Genomic DNA, 15,967 nt, shown 5'->3' with positions numbered 1-15,967 from the left:
GGGGGAGGTGGCAGTTAACTTCCTAACTGTCATATGGCGAATCGAAAGAAAATGGAAGACCCGGCAACGCAATGGCAACGAACCCGCCAACTTCCCTTCACACCCGCCCGGATCGGGCGAACCTCCCCGGGCCGACCCCCACGTGCCGCACGAAGTGCCGCGTCAGGTGCGCCTGGTCGTAGAAGCCCGCCGCCACCGCGGCCTCCGCCGGCCGCATCCCCGCCAGCAGCAGCCGCCGCGCCTTCGCGACCCGCAGCCCGGTGAGGTAAGCGTGCGGAGGGAGCCCGAACGCCTGCCGGAAGCTGCGGATCAGGTGGGTGGGATGGGAGTGTCCCAGAAGCGCGGAAGCCTCCTCCAGGGTGATCCCGCCGAGGACCCGCGCATCGAGGAGCTCGCGCAGTCGTACGGCCGTCTCCGGGCCCGGAGCCCCGTACGGGACCACCCGGCGCCCCTCCAGCCACGTGCGCAGCCGCTCCTGGACGAAGGCGAGGCGCGACTGCGCCTCCAGCCGCTCGACCGCACCGGCGGGCAACTCCCGCTCGCCCAGTGCGCGGTGCAGTCCGTGGACCCGCTCGCGCAGGGCGGCGTCGAGCAGCAGCGGCGCATCGACGGCGGCCCCGGTCAGCGACTCCGGGAGCACGGACGCGTCGAGGTACAGCACGCGCTTGCGGAAGCCCGCCTCGGTGACGGTCCGCCCGTCGTGGACCACCCCGGGCGGCAGCAGGGCCACCGTGTCCGAGCCGCCTACGCCGTGCCGTTCGCGGTCGAGCCCGAAGTCGACGCGGCCGCCGTCGAGGATCATCAGCGTCCACGTGTCGTGGACGTGGGCGGGGTAGGCGTGGTCGGTGAACCGGGCGTGGAACACCTCGGCGATCCCCGGCACCGGCGGGTGCCAGGCCGAGACCGTACTGGGCGGACGCATCGCGGCTGACATGTCAGGAACGTACAAGACCGGCCGGCGCGCACTCGGGCAGCCTGCCCGTATGACGACATCCCAGAGCACGCACGAGTACGGACGCCCGGCGGCGGCCGTGGTGAACATCGCGGAGAAGCTCGCCGGTTTCACCGAGCAGTGGGCCCCGCACCGGATCGCCCGGGTCAACGACTACGAGGTCAAGGTCGCCAAGATCCAGGGCGAGTTCATCTGGCACACCCACGAGGAGACCGACGAGCTCTTCCTCGTCGTCAGCGGCACCCTGACGATCCGGCTGCGCGCCGGGAACGTCGTACTGAACCCCGGAGAGATCTACGTGGTCCCGCGCGGGTTGGAGCACTGCCCGCAGGCCGACGGGGAGACGGCGATCCTGCTGTTCGAGCCCGTCGGCACCGCCAACACCGGCGGGGAGGCCGGCGACCGCACCCGCGAGCCGGTGGACGCGTAGTGCCGTCGTAGCGGCGCCGTCGTAGCGGCGCAGTTGTAACGGCGCTTGCGCCTCAGGCCTGCGGCGACCGCGCGTCGTAGCGGGCGAACCCCCGCCAGCGCAGGGCCAGCAGCGCCAGGACGAGGACGCAGCCGAGCCCGCCGCCCGTGATCGCGGCGGTCGAGGAGGTGAGCTCGGCGGTGGCCCCGGTGAGGAAGTCCCCGAGCCGGGGCCCGCCGGCGACGACCACGACGAAGACTCCCTGCAGGCGGCCCCGCATCTCGTCCGGGGTCGCCGCCTGGAGCATCGTGGTGCGGAACACCATCGAGATGCTGTCGGCGCATCCGGCCAGGGCCAGGAAGAGCAGCCCCAGCCAGAGGTCCCGGGTCAGCCCGAACACCGCGATGGCCAGCCCCCACCCGGCGACGGAGAGCAGGATCGCCACCCCGTGCCGGCGGATCCGGCCCTGCCAGCCGGAGAACAGGCCCCCGAGCAGCGCCCCGACGGCGGGGGCGGCCACGAGCAGCCCGACCGTCTTGGCGTCGCCGCCATACCAGAGCACGGCGACGGCCGGGAACAGCGCCTTCGGCTGGGCCAGCACCATGGCGGCCAGGTCGGAGAAGAAGGTCATCCGGATGTTGGGCCGGGTCCCCAGGAAACGCAGGCCGTCGCGTACGGACGCCCGCCCGGTGCGCTCCCCCGCCCCCTCGGGCTTCATCGACGGCAGCCGCCACACCGCGTAGAGGGCGGCGCCGAAGGTGACGGCGTCGATCAGGTACGCGGCCTGGTAGCCCCACCAGCCGACGATGACCCCGCCCAGCGCCGGGCCGGCCGTCATCCCGAAGGTCAGGACCACGGAGTTCAGGGCGTTGGCGGCGGGCAGCTGCTCGGCGGGCAGCAGCCGCGGGATCATCGCGGACCGGGCGGGCCCGTTGAGCGCCCCGCAGAGGGACTGGAGCGCGACGACGGTGTACAGCAGCCAGACCCGGTGGTAGTCCACGAGCGCGGCGCCGGCCAGGGCGAACGACAGGCCGGTCAGGCCGAGGGCGCTGAAGAGACCGAGCTTGCGGCGGTCGACGGTGTCGGCGATGGCCCCGCCGTAGAGCCCGAAGGTGACCAGCGGGACGAGCGAGCAGAGCCCGACCAGTCCGACGGAGAAACTGGAGCCGGTGATCTCGTAGACCTGGAGCGAGATGGCCAGAGCCGTCATCGCCTGGCCCAGCCAGGAAATGATCCCGCCGACCCACAGCCGCCGGAAGTCCGGGGAGGTTCTCAGCGGGGTGAGGTCGGCCAGTATGCGGCGCCGGGGGCGGGTGGACGGGGGTGGAGCGATGGTACGAGTCACAACGGATGATAGGCGGCCACGCCTCGGGAGTCGCTCGGGGGCCGGTCGGTACTTGCTCGGCACTCGCTCGGCACTCGCTCGGAGCCCGGTCGGAGCCCGGTCGGCATGCCCTCCGATCCCGGTCGAGCGGACTCCGCTTTCCCCGCATGCGCACCACTCACCCCACCCGGAACCCGGGCCCCGCGGCGGCACATTCCTTGCCGCTAACTCGCCACTATCACCGGACATTTGACCGAATAGACGTGCGCTCCTCGCCTGGGGTTCAGCTCATGATGAAAAGACTCGTATGTCCAGGGAGGCGCAGTGATCGAACCTGGCACCAGCACCACGAGCACCGGCACCACGAAGACGGAGGCACCGCGCGCGGCCGTTCCGGCCTTCCCCCTCACGCTGGGGGTCGAGGAGGAATTCCTCCTCGTCGACGCCCGCACCCTGCGGGTGGTCCCGGCCGCCCCGCTCGTCCTGTCCACCGCCGCGGGACTCCCCCACGAACTGCACCCCGAAGGCACCCGCTACCAGGTGGAGATCTCCACCCCCGTCGCCGACTCGGCCGCGACCCTGCGCAGCGAACTGGCCGGCCTGCGGCGCACCCTCGCGCGGGCGGCCCGCGCCCACGGCTGCCGGCTGCTGGCCGCGCCCTCGCCGGTGCTCGCCGTGGAGGGCCCGCTCCACCTGACCGACGACGAGCCGCGCCAGCGCGAGCAGGCCCGGCGCTTCGGCGCGCTCACCGACACCCTCGTCAGCTGCGGCCGGCACATCCACATCGGCACCCTCGACGTGGACACGGCGGTGGCCGTCTCCAACCGGGTCCGGCCCTGGCTGCCCACGCTGATCGCACTGGCGGCCAATTCCCCCTTCTGGGGCGGCCGCGACACCGGTCACGCCAGTTGGCGGGCGATGGCCTGGGCGGGCTGGCCCTCGGCGGGCCTGCCCCCGCACTTCGACTCGACGGCCCACTTCCGGCGCTCCGTGCAGACCCTGCTCGGCTCCGGGGCGGCCCTCGACACCAAGATGGTCTACTGGGACCTGAGGCCCTCGGGGAACTGGCCGACGCTGGAACTGCGGGCCCCCGACATGTCCCCGGACATCGACTCGGCCATCCTCCAGGCCGAACTGGCCCGCGCCCTCGTTGCGACGGCCCTGCGCGAGATCGCCGAGCAGCGCCCCGACCCACCCGTACGGGAAGACGTACTGCGCCTCGCGCGCTGGCGGGCGGCCCACGACGGCCTGGAGGGCTTCGGACTGGACCCGTACACGGGCGTCGAACTCCCGGCGGCGGACCTGGCGGAGGCCCTGCTCGACCTGGTGGCCCCCGAACTGGCCGCCTCCGGCGACCTCGACCACGCGGCGAGAACCCTGGCCGGCCTCCTGCGCGACGGCTCGGGCGCCCACCGCCAGCGCACGGCCTTCGCCCGCCGCGGCGACCTGAAGGACGTCCTGCGCCACCTGGCGGACGAGACGGAGGCCCCCTGACCCCCTCCGCGGCCCGCCGCCCTCCTCAGGCCGCGGGTTCCCGGTCGGCCGGGAACCGGCCGGCCAGCCATTCCCGGGCCTGCCGCCGGCACGTCCGCCCGTCGTGACCGGGCGGAATCAGAGTGCCGGCGGGGAAGGCGACGATCGCTCCGAGCAGGACCAGGGACTGCCATCCGTACGTCAGGCCGGCGGCCAGGGCGGCTCCGCCGACCACACCCGAGGCCGCGGGTCCGCCCAGCGCCACCGCCAGGTTCCGCGCGGCCCCGAGGTCCTCGTGCGCCACGGCCATCGAGCCGCCCTGCCACTCGGCGCGCAGTTCTCGCGCGCCGAGGAGCAGCGCCGTCCGCGCGTGGCCGTATTCGTGTACGACGACACACAGCGGGACGGCGACGAACCCGGCGAGCACCGGGAACCGGAACGCCCAGCCCGCCGGCCATACGCACACCAGCATCAGCCCGGTCGCGAGGGCCAGCCAGGCCAGGGGCCTGCGGCCGTGGACGAGGGCGACCAGGACCAGGCGCAGCAGTATCACCGCTCCGCCGTCCGTGCGAAGTCACGGTCCTTGACCCGCATCACCTGCTGGACGGCGCACAGTGCGGCCGCGCAGACGAGCAGCCAGTGGGCCGCGGTCGCCGTGGCCGTGGCCGTGGAGAGCGCCTCCACGGAGGAGGCGAGCCAGAACAGCCCACCCAGGGCTGCTCCGCTCATCAGTCCGCTGACCAGCAGTGTCACCCGCTTCTCCGCGAAGTCGGCGGTCACCGTGGCGAGCCCGAACAGCACGCTCAGCGCACTCCCGGCGAGCGCCATGGAGAGGATCACCACGTCCCGGCCCGCTTCGAAGGGCACCAGGCTGACGACGCGCACGGCGACGACGGTGAGCAGCCCCACGGCGATCGCCCCGAAGGCGTTCTGCCGCCCCCAGAGGGAGAAGCCGCGGGGGTGGATGGCGTAGATCCAGGCGTTGCCGGCGAGTCGGAACGGGGCGAGACCGGTGATGAGGGAAGAGATCCCGCAGACGCCGAGCAGGAGCAGCGAGGCCGTGGCGTCCTGGAGATAGCCGAGGTGGTACAGGACCGCGACGGCCGCGGCGGCGGCGAGGGAGACGCAGGTGGCGGAGATGTAGAGGGGGTCGCGCAGCAGTTGGCGCGCCTCTGTCCGGGTGCCCCTTCCCGGCAGCCGGACGAAGCGCAGCTGCCACGGGGCGCCGCTCTCGTTGTTGCGCGCGGTCGTGCCCGCGCAGGAGAGGACGTAGGCGCAGAGCAGTCCCCAGAGGAGGCTCGCGGACACCGCCAGGAGAACGCCCGGGAGGGTCTCGGGGACGCCTCCGGTCACAGCCAGCGGCGGGCACAGGACGTACAGGCCCGAAGTGCGTCCGGCGAGGACCAGGCCGATTCCGGTGATGAGGAGGATGCCGCAGAGCGAGGCGCTGACGGACTTCACGCCGAGCGCGTCGTTGGAGGACCGCATGACCAGCGCCGTCAGGGCCTGCACGGCGAGCGTGGTCACGGTGGCGACCAGCGCGGTGAGCGCCGAGAACAGCAGGGCCACGGCGAGCGCGAGCCAGAACGAGGTTCCGCCGGAGGCCTGCACGCGCGTGAGGGACAGCACGGTGACGGGGCCGACCAGGAAGGAGGACACGGTCATCGCCGTGACGTACGGGGGGATCAGCTCGCCGAGTGCCCGGTTCCAGCGGCCGACTCCCTTGGATACGGCGAGGACGCGGACGCCCGCCGGCTGGAGACCGAGGATGTCCAGGATCAGCGTGGCCCCCGAGGCCGCGGCCGCCATGCCGGCGAGCGCCGCCCGGTTGACCTCCTTCAGCTGGCGGTCCTGGAGCACGGTGAGGGTCTGCTCGTGCACCAGTGGGGCCAGCGCCTGGACCTGGAAGGCGACCATGGCCAGCCCGAACACGAACAGGACCAGCAGTACGGCCGAGGTGATGACGGGGGAACGGTCCAGCATCCGGCGCACCGTGTTGCGCTGGGACCGTGCGGTGGCCCCGGCGATGGCGAGGGCGGGCCGGAGCGAGCGCCGGTTCGGGGGCCTGCGGGACGCGGGGTCGCGTACGCGCGCGGCCGCGAGTGGGGGGGCGGGGGCGGGGGCTGCCCTCATGAGCCCGGCTCCATGAGCTCGGCGAAGATGTCGTCCGCGGTGTCGCCGACGTTCTCGAGGCCGCTCAAGCGCAGCACCGCGGCTTCGAGCGTGGACGTCCCGGCCGTGTCACTGATGGAACGAGGGGCGCCCTGCGCGACGAGCCGTCCGTCGGACAGCACCACGATGAAGTCGCATTCCCGCTCGGCCGTGTGCAGGTCGTGGATGGTCACCAGCGCGGACCGTCCGGAGCGCGTCCAGGTGCGCAGCGCGAGCCGCAGAAGCACGGAGCCCTCGACGTCGAGGCCGGAGAAGGGCTCGTCGAGGATGAGCAGCGGGGCATCGCTGCTGAAGGCTCCGGCGAATTGCAGACGCCGCTTCATGCCGTGGCTGTACGAGCCGACGAGCTTGCCGAGGGCTCCGTCGATGCCGAAGATCTCGGCCAGCCGCTCGGCATTGCGCATCAGGCTCCGGGGGCGGTCTTCCAGGCCGGCGATCAGGCCCAGGTACTCGTGGCCGGTGAGCATGTCGGGCATGGGCAGTTCGTCGGGCGCGTACGAGACCATGCGCTTCGCCCGGTCGGTGCCGAGCTTCTCCCCGAAGACCAGGCCGCTGCCGCCGCTCGGTTCGGTCAGCCCTATGACGCAGCGCAGCAGGGTCGACTTGCCCGCGCCATTGGCCCCCACCAGTCCGCACACGGCGCCGGCGGGCATGGTGACGGTCACGTCGCGCAGTGCGTGGCGGCTGCCGAACCGCTTGCTCAAGCCGTCCAGGGCCAGCGGGACCGCAGGTGCGGAGTCACCCGCGGAGTCGCCGGCGCGGGCCGTGGCGGAGACGCTCGCAAGGCCGCCCGCAAAGCCGCTCTCGGAGTCGCTCTCGGACACGCTCTCGAAGACGGCGGCGTCACCGAGCGGCATGGCCGTCACCCCGCCTCCTGGACAGCGCGGCGTACGCCACCGGGAAACAGGCGACGCCCAGCGCGGCGATGACGAGGGGGAAGGACGCGGAGGGCTGCATGCTCAGCTGGGCGTCCGTCTGCACGTACTCGATGAAGCCCGGCACGCTGACCGACCCGTCCCGGGACATCGCGTACATCATGGACAGCACCAGAGCCGCCAGGCTCAGGGCGGACCCGCCCAGGAGCGCCAGGAGGGCGGACTTGACGATCTTCTTCACGCTGGGTCCAAGAGGTTGTGGTACGGGGGAATGGGGGGAGGCTCGCCCCCGCGTCAGGGACGCGGGGGCGAGCCGGTCATACGGCTCAGAACTTCTCGCAGATGATCTTGAATTCCCAGACGCGCCAGCCGTTCGGGCCGCTCCACTTGACGCGGTCGTAGCCACGGCTGACGCACTGGTAGGCGACCAGAGCGTAGGAGACGATGCCGGCGACCAGGACGACGGCGATGGCGATGATCAGCACGATCTGCCAAATGCGGTGCGCGAGGAAGCGCGGCTCGTCCTCGGTGCCCTTGGCCTTGGCCAGCGCCATGGAGGCGTGCTGGGCCAGGGCGTCGGGGGCGTTGGTGGCGAGGATCTGGGCCTGGGTGGCAAGACGCAGCGGCGTCTCGCGCAGGGCGGTGAGCACCTGTCGTTCCTTTCGATGGGATCGATACGATCGAGCAGGTGCCCGCCCCGATTCGAGCGGGGCGGGCACTCGCCCGGCGGCAGCACCGCCGGGATGCCTTGATCCTCTGCGCTCGGCCCGGCCGGGGACACTGCCGATCGCGCGCCTCCTTTGGTTGGTGTGCGGGATAATTCGGCCAATACCCGGCCGTCCGCTGCAATCCCGCGCGATCGGAGCGGCCGGAGCGGTCGGACCGCACCCGTTCGGGCCTGAATCCGCACCGAAATGCCTCTGGGGCGTGGCTGATTGTCTGGGGTAGGTTTCCTCCCGACCACGGCTTATGCAGTACTCAGGGGGATTCACCTTGGACCACGTCACCGTCATTCACCACCATCCATGGATTCGCAGGGGCCTCGAACAGGCCCTGACCGAAACCGAGTTCGCGGTCTCCGTGTGCTCCTCCGCAGAGGCGGGAATCGCCGCCGTGCACGATCGGCCGAGGACCAGCGTTCTCGCCGCCGACGGGCTGCCGGGACTGGATCGGCTCCTCACCGCCATGGGAGGGCGGGAACTCCGGCACGTGCCGGTCGCGCTGATCGGAGACCCGGACACCATGGCGCAGCGGCCCCAGCCGCTGCCGCCCGGCGTCTCCGGGTTCTTCCCCGAGGACGTGGAACCCCGGGCTCTGGCACACGCCGTGCACACCATGGCCGCCGGCGCGGCCGTGCTCCCGCTGGCCATGCTGTGGTGCTCGTTCATGCGGAGCCCGAAGCTGGGGCACGAAGAGAAGACGCCGCCCTCGCTGCTGACCCTGCGCGAGCGCGAGATTCTCGCCCTGATCGGCGGGGGCCTGACGAACGTGGAGATCAGCGGCCGCCTGGGGCTCACCACCTCGACGGTGAAGGCGTACGTCAGCAACATCTACTTCAAGATCGGCGTCGACAACCGGGTCCGCGCCGCCCTCTTCGCCCACGGCATCGATCTGCCGGCTCCGGCCGGGTACGTCGCGGCCTACGCCGACACCACGATGCCCGGCTCCGCGGCGATGGTTCTGCCTCCGACGCGCGGCGCCCGCTCGGGACCGCGCATCGCGTGACCCGTCCGGCGGTGCCGCGGCGGTCGCCTGCTTCCCGGTGAGGCGGGGCCGGGGCACAGGACACCGGCAGCAGCGTCGCTCCCGTCTCGTTCGCCTGACCCACGAACGGGACGGGGGTGCCCGCTGCCGGCAGGAGTTGGTGGTGCGACGTCCGGGTGACCGGGGCGTGTCGGCCCACTCGCGGCCACGCACTGCGGGCAAACACGCAGGCGGACGGGGGCCGTCGCTCGGCGGGAATCGCCTGACCAGGGAACCGCCTGATCAGAACGATTCTGCTACACCGTGCTGTGGTGGGGCGGGTGGGACTCGAACCCACGGCCGACGGATTATGAGTCCGCTGCTCTAACCGGCTGAGCTACCGCCCCTTCACGGCGTGGCGCGTACATGTGTGCGCGCCGTCTGCCGCAGCATAGCCGCTCATACGATCTCCTGCCTCGGATGCCTCGCATGATCGGCTTCGCCTGCCCAGAGAGACCGCATCGGGCCGTGCCCGGTTGCGCGAGGAGGGCAGAAAAAAAGAAAAAGGACCCACCTGGGGTCCTCGTTCCTTCTTGCTCCCCCGACTGGACTCGAACCAGTAACCTGCCGATTAACAGTCGGCTGCTCTGCCAATTGAGCTACAGGGGACCGCGCTCCCCCGACTGGACTCGAACCAGTAACCTGCCGATTAACAGTCGGCTGCTCTGCCAATTGAGCTACAGGGGATTGCTGCGTTGCACCGAACAGCCCACCTCCGGCCTTGGCCAGGGGGCGAGCGCCCGTTGCGAGTCATAGATTAGCGCAAGCAGGGGGGTGCTCCGCCAATCGGTATCGCCAGCGGGCCGGGCACCACACGACGAAGGGTGGCAGGCATGCGGTACAAGGTCACGTTCGCGGTCGGGCTGGCCCTCGGGTACGTGCTCGGGACCCGGGCCGGACGCGAGCGGTATGAACAGTTGAAGAAGTCCGCGCGCGAGTTCGCGCAGAACCCCGCGGTCCGCAACGCCGCCGAGAGCGCCGGCCAGAGCGGTCGCGAGTTCGCAGGCAAGGCCTACGCCGCGGTGAGCGACAAGGTGGGCGACGCGATGCCGGACGCCCTGACCGGACGCGTACGGGGCTTGCGGGCACGGGTCGGCGGCGGTGGCGCGGGCGAGGACGACTGGGGCACCAGCAACACCTGACCGACCCGGTCCGGGGTGCGGGTCCCGCCGCGCGGGCCGCGCCCCGGGGCCCCGCCCGGTCCCGTGCGCGGGTCCCGCCCGGTCCCACATAAGGGACGGGCCGGGTCCCGGGCACGCCGGGGCGGTCGAGACCGCCCCCGCGTGCGGCAGAATTCTCCGCATGGGGATAGTCGCCGGGCTGGACAGCTCTTCCGCGTTCACACGCATCGTCGTCTGTGACACCGAGACGGGCGCCGTGCTGCGCCAGGGGTACGCCCCTCATCCGCAGCCCACCGGCGAGGCGGTGCCGCACGAGACCGACCCGCAGGCCTGGCTGCTCTCGCTCGGCGAGGCCGCCGGCGGCGGGCTCCTCGAAGGGGTGCAGGCCATCGGGGTCTCCGCGCAGCAGCACGGGCTGCTGCCGCTGGACGCGCAGGGCGGCCTCGTCCGTCCCGCCCTGATCGGCAACGACAAGCGCGGCCAGGCCGCCGCCGCGGAGCTGATCGAGTCCTTCGGCGGCCGGCAGGCCTGGGCCGAGGCCGTCGGCTCGGTCCCCCATTCGGCGCAGCCCGTGGCGAAGCTCGCCTGGCTGGCCCGTACCGAGCCCGAGGCGGCCCGGCGGGTGGCCGTGCTGATGTCCCCGCACGACTGGCTGGTGTGGCAGCTGCTGGGCCGCCCGGCCCGGCGCACCACCGACCGCGGCGGCGCCTCCGGCACCGGCTACTGGTCGGCGGCCGCCGGTTCCTACCGCCCCGACCTGGTCGAGCTCGCGCTGGGCCACCGGGCGCTGCTGCCCGAGGTGCTCGGCCCCGCCGAAGCCGCCGGGACCACGCCCGAGGGGCTGCTGATCTCCGCCGGCACCGGCGAGACGATGGCGGCCGCGCTCGGGCTGGGCATGGGACCCGGCGACGCCGTGGTCTCGCTGGGCGCGTCCGGATCGGTCATGGCGGTGCACCACGAGGCGCTGTCGGAGCCGGGCGGGCTGATCACCTCCCTCGCCGACGCCACCGGGCTGCACCTGCCGGTGGTGAACACCCTGAACGCCGTTCGGGCCCTGCGCGGCACCGCCGAACTGCTGGGCACCGATCTGGAGGGGCTGAGCGAGCTCGCGCTGAAGTCGACCCCGGGCGCGCACGGACTCGTACTCCTGCCGTACCTGGAGGGTGAGCGGACGCCGAACCTGCCGCACACCGCCGGGACGCTGTCGGGGCTGCGCCGGGACTCCATGAAGCCGGAGCACCTCGCGCGGGCCGCCTTCGAGGGCATGCTGTGCGGGCTGGTGGACGCGCTCGACGTGCTGCGCAGCCGCGGCGTGGAGATCCGCCGGGTGTTCCTGCTCGGCGCCGCCGCCGAGCTGCCGGCCGTACAGGCCTTCGCGCCGGGGCTGTTCGGCACGCAGGTCCTCGTACCGGCGCCGGCGGACTACGCGGCCCTGGGCGCGGCCCGGCAGGCAGCGTGGGCGCTGGGTGTGGCCCAGGGCAGCGCGGCCCCGAACACCCCGCCGGTGTGGCCGGCGCCCGCGGCGCAGCTGTTCGAGCCGGACGAGGAGTACCCGGCCTGGCAGGGAGCGCGCCAGCAGTACATCGCGACCCGGGACCAGATCCACCCGGGAGCGTTCTAGCGGCAGGCCGGGCGTCAGCCCAACTGCGCCTTCACATGGTCGACGACCGCCTGGAACTCCTCCGTGGGCGAGAAGTCGAGGTACTCGGTGTCCTCCAAGGCCACCGGGGCGTGGCCGGGCGCCCAGTAGCAGGCCTCCCCGGCCGAGTAGACCTCGTCCCCGTCCTTCGTGTGCATCATGATCCGGCCCTTGATCACGTAGGCGTAGTGCGGGCACGGGCACAGGTCGCCGGGCAGGCCCTTGAACGCCGGGGTCATGTCCACGCCCTTGTCGAAGCGCCCGAAGGCAACGGAGAAGCCGCCGCCGAGCTCCAGCACGCGCAGTTCGGCGCCGTTGCCCTCGAAGAGGACGGGGATCTGCTCCCGTTTGGCTGCCGTCATGGTTCCTCCACGGCCGATCCGTCCCGAGACTTCCCCTCCCCCATCGTCCTCCCGGCACCCGCCGCCGGCTCGGCGGCGGCCCGGCCTACGCCCTGCCGCGCCCGGACTACTCCTTTTGACCGGGCTTTACGAAAACCGGTGGGTTCCGGCCTCCCGTTGGCAGAAGATGGAGTGAACCCCCTCGATCATGCCGACCGGAGCCTGCGCGTGCTCATACGACTTCTGCGGACCCATCTGGGGCCGTACCGGAAACCGATCGCCGTGCTGGTCCTGCTGCAGCTGCTGCAGACCAGCGCGAGCCTCTACCTCCCCACGCTGAACGCCGACATCATTGACAACGGTGTCGTCAACGGCGACACCGGCTACATCCTGCGTTTCGGCGCGCTGATGCTCGGCGTCTCGCTGGTCCAGCTCGTCTGCAACGTCGGTGCCGTCTACTACGGGGCCCGCACCGCCGCGGCCTTCGGCCGCGACCTCCGGGCCGGCGTCTTCGACCGCGTGCAGAGCTTCTCCGCGCGCGAGCTCGGCCACTTCGGCGCCCCGTCGCTGATCACCCGCACGACGAACGACGTGCAGCAGATCCAGATGCTCGTGCTGATGACCTTCACCCTGATGGTCTCCGCTCCGATCATGTGCGTCGGCGGCATCTTCATGGCGCTCTCACTGGACGTGAAGCTCTCGGGCGTGCTGCTCGCCGTGGTCCCGGTCCTCGGCCTGTCGGTCGGCGCGATCGTGCTGAAGACGCGGCCGCTGTTCCGCACGATGCAGACGCGTCTGGACACGGTCAACCGGGTCCTGCGCGAGCAGATCACCGGCAACCGGGTGATCCGCGCCTTCATCCGCGACGACTACGAGAAGGAACGCTTCCGCGAGGCCAACGCCGACCTCACCGGCGTCTCGCTGGCGGCTGGCAAGCTGCTCGCGCTGATGTTCCCGACGGTGATCGTGGTCGTGAACATCTCCAGCGTCGCCGTCGTCTGGTTCGGCGCGATGCGCATCGACTCGGGCGACATGGAGATCGGTCAGCTGACGGCCTTCCTCGCCTACCTGATGCAGATCGTCATGTCCGTGATGATGGCCACCTTCATGTTCATGATGGTGCCGCGCGCCGAGGTCTGCGCCGAGCGCGTCCAGGAGGTCCTGGACACCGACTCCAGCGTGGTCCCGCCCGCCGACCCGGTCGGCAAGCTCCTCCACCGCGGCCGTCTGGAACTGCGCGGCGCCGACTTCCGCTACCCGGGCGCCGAGGCCCCCGTGCTGCGCGGGGTCGACCTGGTGGCCCGCCCCGGCGAGACCACCGCGGTGATCGGCTCGACCGGCAGCGGCAAGTCCACGCTGCTGGGGCTGATCCCCCGGCTCTTCGACGCGACCGGCGGCGACGTGCTCGTCGACGGCGAGGACGTACGCCGCCTCGACCCCGACCTGCTCGCCAGGACGGTCGGCATGGTGCCGCAGAAGCCGTACCTCTTCTCCGGGACCATCGCCAGCAACCTGCGCTACGGGCGCCCCGACGCCACCGACGAGGAGCTCTGGCACGCGCTGGAGGTCGCGCAGGCCAAGGGCTTCGTGTCCGAACTGGAGGGCGGGCTCGACGCTCCGGTCTCCCAGGGCGGCACCAACGTCTCCGGCGGCCAGCGCCAGCGGCTCGCGATCGCGCGCACGCTCGTACAGCGCCCGGAGATCTACCTGTTCGACGACTCCTTCTCGGCCCTGGACTACGCCACGGACGCGGCGCTGCGCTCCGCGCTCGCCCGCGAGACCGAGGAGGCGACCGTGGTCATCGTCGCCCAGCGGGTCTCCACGATCCGCGACGCGGACCGGATCATCGTCCTCGACGAGGGGCAGGTGGTGGGCGAGGGACGCCACCACGAGCTGATGGCCGGCAATGAGACCTACCGGGAGATCGTGCTCTCCCAGCTGACGGAAGCGGAGGCGGCGTGAGCGGGCCCGGAGGACGGATGATGATGGGACCGCCGACGACGCGGTCCATGGACTTCAAGGGCTCGGGCAAGCGACTGCTGGCCGAGCTGGCGCGCGACCGGGCCAAGCTGTGGGGCATGATCCTCGCGGTCGTCGGCAGCGTCGCCGCGTCGGTGACCGGGCCGAAGATCCTCGGCGAGGCAACCGACCTGGTGTTCGCGGGGATCGTCGGCCGGAACTTCGACAAGGGCCTCACCAAGCAGCAGGCGCTGGACGGTCTGCGCGCCAGGGGCGACGGCGGGATGGCGGACATGCTGTCCGGCACCGACTTCACCCCGGGCAAGGGCATCGACTTCGGTGCGGTCGGATCGGTGGCGTTGTGGGCTCTGCTCGTCTTCACGCTCGCCGGTCTGCTGATGCTGGTCGCCACCCGGCTGTCGAACCACATCATGAACGGCACCGTCTACCGGATGCGCGAGGAGCTCCAGGCGAAGCTGTCGCGGCTGCCCCTGTCGTACTTCGACCAGCAGAAGCGCGGCGAGGTGCTCAGCCGGGCCACGAACGACATCGACAACATCGGGCAGACCATCCAGCAGACGATGGGGCAGCTGCTCAACTCGATCCTGACGATCGTCGGCGTGCTGGCCATGATGTTCTGGATCTCGCCGCTGCTGGCGCTCGTCGCGCTGGTGACCATCCCGGTGTCGGCGTACGTGGCCGCGAAGATCGGCAAGAAGTCGCAGCCGCAGTTCGTGGCGCAGTGGAAGTCCACGGGCGCCCTGAACGCGCACGTCGAGGAGATGTACTCGGGCCACACCCTGGTCAAGGTCTTCGGCCGGCAGAAGGAGTCCGCGGCCCTGTTCGCCGAGCAGAACGAGGCGCTGTACCGGGCCTCCTTCAAGGCGCAGCTGGTCAGCGGGATCATGCAGCCGGTGATGCTGTTCATCTCGAACATCAACTACGTGCTCGTCGCGGTCGTCGGCGGTCTGCGGGTGGCCTCGGGCACCCTGTCGATCGGTGACGTCCAGGCCTTCATCCAGTACACGCGCCAGTTCTCGATGCCGCTGACGCAGGTTGCCTCCATGGCGAACCTGGTGCAGTCCGGCGTCGCCTCCGCGGAGCGGGTCTACGAGCTCCTGGACGCGCCGGAGCAGGAGCCGGACGCGGAGGTTCCGGAGCGTCCCGAGGCCCTGCGCGGTCAGGTCACCTTCGACAAGGTCGCCTTCCGCTACGAGCCGGACAAGCCGCTGATCGAGAACCTGTCGCTGAGCGTGGACCCCGGGCACACGGTCGCGATCGTCGGCCCGACCGGCGCGGGCAAGACCACGCTGGTCAACCTGCTGATGCGGTTCTACGAGGTCACGGGCGGGGAGATCGCCCTCGACGGGGTGGACATCGCGAAGATGACCCGCGAGGAACTGCGCGGTGGCATCGGCATGGTGCTCCAGGACACCTGGCTGTTCGGCGGCACCATCGCGGAGAACATCGCCTACGGAGCCACGCGCGAGGTCACGCGCGCCGAGGTCGAGGAGGCCGCGCGGGCGGCCCACGCCGACCGGTTCGTCCGTACCCTGCCCGAGGGCTACGACACGGTGCTGGACGACGAGGGCGCCGGCGTCAGCGCGGGCGAGAAGCAGCTGATCACCATCGCGCGGGCGTTCCTGTCCGACCCGGTGATCCTGGTGCTCGACGAGGCGACGAGCTCGGTGGACACCCGTACCGAGGTGCTGATCCAGAAGGCGATGGCGCGCCTCGCGCACGGCCGTACGTCCTTCGTGATCGCGCACCGGCTGTCCACGATCCGCGACGCGGACCTGATCCTGGTGATGGAGAGCGGCTCGATCGTGGAACAGGGCACGCACGAGGAGCTGCTGCTCTCGGGCGGCGCGTACGCGCGGCTCTACGCGGCGCAGTTCGCACAGGCGGTGGCCGAGGTCGACTGACCGGTACGGCCGTGCGGGGAGGGGCGCCCGGAGG

Annotated in this window: 15 protein-coding genes and 3 tRNA genes; 7 read left to right on the top strand and 11 right to left on the bottom strand. The window is 71.6% G+C overall.

The features are described 5' to 3' along the window. Nucleotides 1–97: 97 nt before the first annotated feature. On the bottom strand, nt 98–934 hold the full coding sequence (locus ACFYM0_RS14410) for a helix-turn-helix domain-containing protein (protein ID WP_388500735.1): 837 nt from the start codon (nt 932–934) through the stop codon (nt 98–100). A gap of 49 nt (nt 935–983) precedes the next feature. Between ACFYM0_RS14410 and ACFYM0_RS14405 the strand changes: the two genes are divergently transcribed. Continuing rightward, nucleotides 984–1,382: a cupin domain-containing protein gene (locus ACFYM0_RS14405; RefSeq protein WP_388500733.1), complete on the top strand. Its 399-nt coding sequence runs from the start codon at nt 984–986 to the stop codon at nt 1,380–1,382. A 52-nt stretch (nt 1,383–1,434) separates the two neighbouring features. Here the strand turns inward: ACFYM0_RS14405 and ACFYM0_RS14400 are convergent, their stop codons facing one another. Then, nucleotides 1,435–2,706, bottom strand: a complete 1,272-nt coding sequence (locus tag ACFYM0_RS14400) for an MFS transporter (protein WP_388500731.1) — start codon at nt 2,704–2,706, stop codon at nt 1,435–1,437. Between the two features lie 303 nt (nt 2,707–3,009). On the opposite strand from ACFYM0_RS14400, the gene ACFYM0_RS14395 reads away from it, so the two are divergent. Further along, nucleotides 3,010–4,179, top strand: coding sequence for a glutamate--cysteine ligase (locus ACFYM0_RS14395; protein WP_388500728.1), 1,170 nt, complete (start codon nt 3,010–3,012; stop codon nt 4,177–4,179). Nucleotides 4,180–4,204: 25 nt separating this feature from the next. Here ACFYM0_RS14395 and ACFYM0_RS14390 read toward each other — a convergent pair whose 3' ends face one another. The 5 genes from ACFYM0_RS14390 to ACFYM0_RS14370 all read right to left on the bottom strand — a co-directional run bounded on the left by ACFYM0_RS14390 (nt 4,205) and on the right by ACFYM0_RS14370 (nt 7,855). Then, nucleotides 4,205–4,711 carry a hypothetical protein gene (locus ACFYM0_RS14390; RefSeq protein WP_388500726.1) on the bottom strand — a complete coding sequence of 169 codons (507 nt, stop codon included), beginning with the start codon at nt 4,709–4,711 and terminating at the stop codon, nt 4,205–4,207. Continuing rightward, nucleotides 4,708–6,291 carry a hypothetical protein gene (locus ACFYM0_RS14385; RefSeq protein WP_388500725.1) on the bottom strand — a complete coding sequence of 528 codons (1,584 nt, stop codon included), beginning with the start codon at nt 6,289–6,291 and terminating at the stop codon, nt 4,708–4,710. The genes ACFYM0_RS14390 and ACFYM0_RS14385 overlap by 4 nt, the downstream gene beginning before the upstream one ends. Then, nucleotides 6,288–7,187: an ABC transporter ATP-binding protein gene (locus tag ACFYM0_RS14380; protein WP_388500984.1), complete on the bottom strand. Its 900-nt coding sequence runs from the start codon at nt 7,185–7,187 to the stop codon at nt 6,288–6,290. Before ACFYM0_RS14380 ends, ACFYM0_RS14385 begins: the two co-directional genes overlap by 4 nt. Further along, nucleotides 7,174–7,446, bottom strand: coding sequence for a hypothetical protein (locus ACFYM0_RS14375; protein ID WP_388500722.1), 273 nt, complete (start codon nt 7,444–7,446; stop codon nt 7,174–7,176). The genes ACFYM0_RS14380 and ACFYM0_RS14375 overlap by 14 nt, the downstream gene beginning before the upstream one ends. Nucleotides 7,447–7,531: 85 nt before the next feature. Beyond that, a complete protein-coding gene (locus ACFYM0_RS14370) occupies nt 7,532–7,855 on the bottom strand; it encodes a hypothetical protein (protein ID WP_327252613.1) in 324 nt (107 codons plus the stop codon). A gap of 343 nt (nt 7,856–8,198) precedes the next feature. Here ACFYM0_RS14370 and ACFYM0_RS14365 point away from each other — a divergent pair, with 343 nt between their 5' ends. Then, nucleotides 8,199–8,930, top strand: coding sequence for a LuxR C-terminal-related transcriptional regulator (locus ACFYM0_RS14365; RefSeq protein WP_388500719.1), 732 nt, complete (start codon nt 8,199–8,201; stop codon nt 8,928–8,930). 288 nt (nt 8,931–9,218) lie between these two features. Here the strand turns inward: ACFYM0_RS14365 and ACFYM0_RS14360 are convergent. The 3 genes from ACFYM0_RS14360 to ACFYM0_RS14350 form a co-directional block, all read right to left on the bottom strand. Further along, nucleotides 9,219–9,295 (bottom strand) — tRNA-Ile (locus ACFYM0_RS14360). A gap of 189 nt (nt 9,296–9,484) precedes the next feature. After that, a tRNA-Asn gene (locus ACFYM0_RS14355) sits at nt 9,485–9,557 on the bottom strand. A 5-nt stretch (nt 9,558–9,562) separates the two neighbouring features. Further along, a tRNA-Asn gene (locus ACFYM0_RS14350) sits at nt 9,563–9,635 on the bottom strand. Between the two features lie 146 nt (nt 9,636–9,781). Between ACFYM0_RS14350 and ACFYM0_RS14345 the strand changes: the two genes are divergently transcribed. Further along, nucleotides 9,782–10,090 (top strand): YtxH domain-containing protein, encoded by a 309-nt coding sequence (locus tag ACFYM0_RS14345; protein WP_388500716.1) that lies wholly within the window; start codon nt 9,782–9,784, stop codon nt 10,088–10,090. A gap of 160 nt (nt 10,091–10,250) precedes the next feature. After that, nucleotides 10,251–11,690: an FGGY family carbohydrate kinase gene (locus ACFYM0_RS14340; protein ID WP_388500714.1), complete on the top strand. Its 1,440-nt coding sequence runs from the start codon at nt 10,251–10,253 to the stop codon at nt 11,688–11,690. 14 nt (nt 11,691–11,704) lie between these two features. Here ACFYM0_RS14340 and ACFYM0_RS14335 read toward each other — a convergent pair whose 3' ends face one another. Next, nucleotides 11,705–12,070 carry a hypothetical protein gene (locus ACFYM0_RS14335; protein WP_388500711.1) on the bottom strand — a complete coding sequence of 122 codons (366 nt, stop codon included), beginning with the start codon at nt 12,068–12,070 and terminating at the stop codon, nt 11,705–11,707. 207 nt (nt 12,071–12,277) lie between these two features. Between ACFYM0_RS14335 and ACFYM0_RS14330 the strand changes: the two genes are divergently transcribed. Both ACFYM0_RS14330 and ACFYM0_RS14325 read left to right on the top strand, forming a co-directional pair. Then, nucleotides 12,278–14,011, top strand: a complete 1,734-nt coding sequence (locus tag ACFYM0_RS14330; protein ID WP_388500708.1) for an ABC transporter ATP-binding protein — start codon at nt 12,278–12,280, stop codon at nt 14,009–14,011. Next, the gene (locus tag ACFYM0_RS14325) at nt 14,008–15,933 is read left to right on the top strand and encodes an ABC transporter ATP-binding protein (protein ID WP_388500706.1); all 1,926 of its coding nucleotides are present in this window, start codon (nt 14,008–14,010) and stop codon (nt 15,931–15,933) included. Before ACFYM0_RS14330 ends, ACFYM0_RS14325 begins: the two co-directional genes overlap by 4 nt. The last annotated feature ends 34 nt before the right edge of the window (nt 15,934–15,967 follow it).

The sequence above is a fragment of the Streptomyces sp. NPDC006487 genome, from assembly GCF_042870555.1.
GTDB lineage: Bacteria > Actinomycetota > Actinomycetes > Streptomycetales > Streptomycetaceae > Streptomyces.
This window is presented reverse-complemented; position numbering and strand designations above follow the sequence as displayed.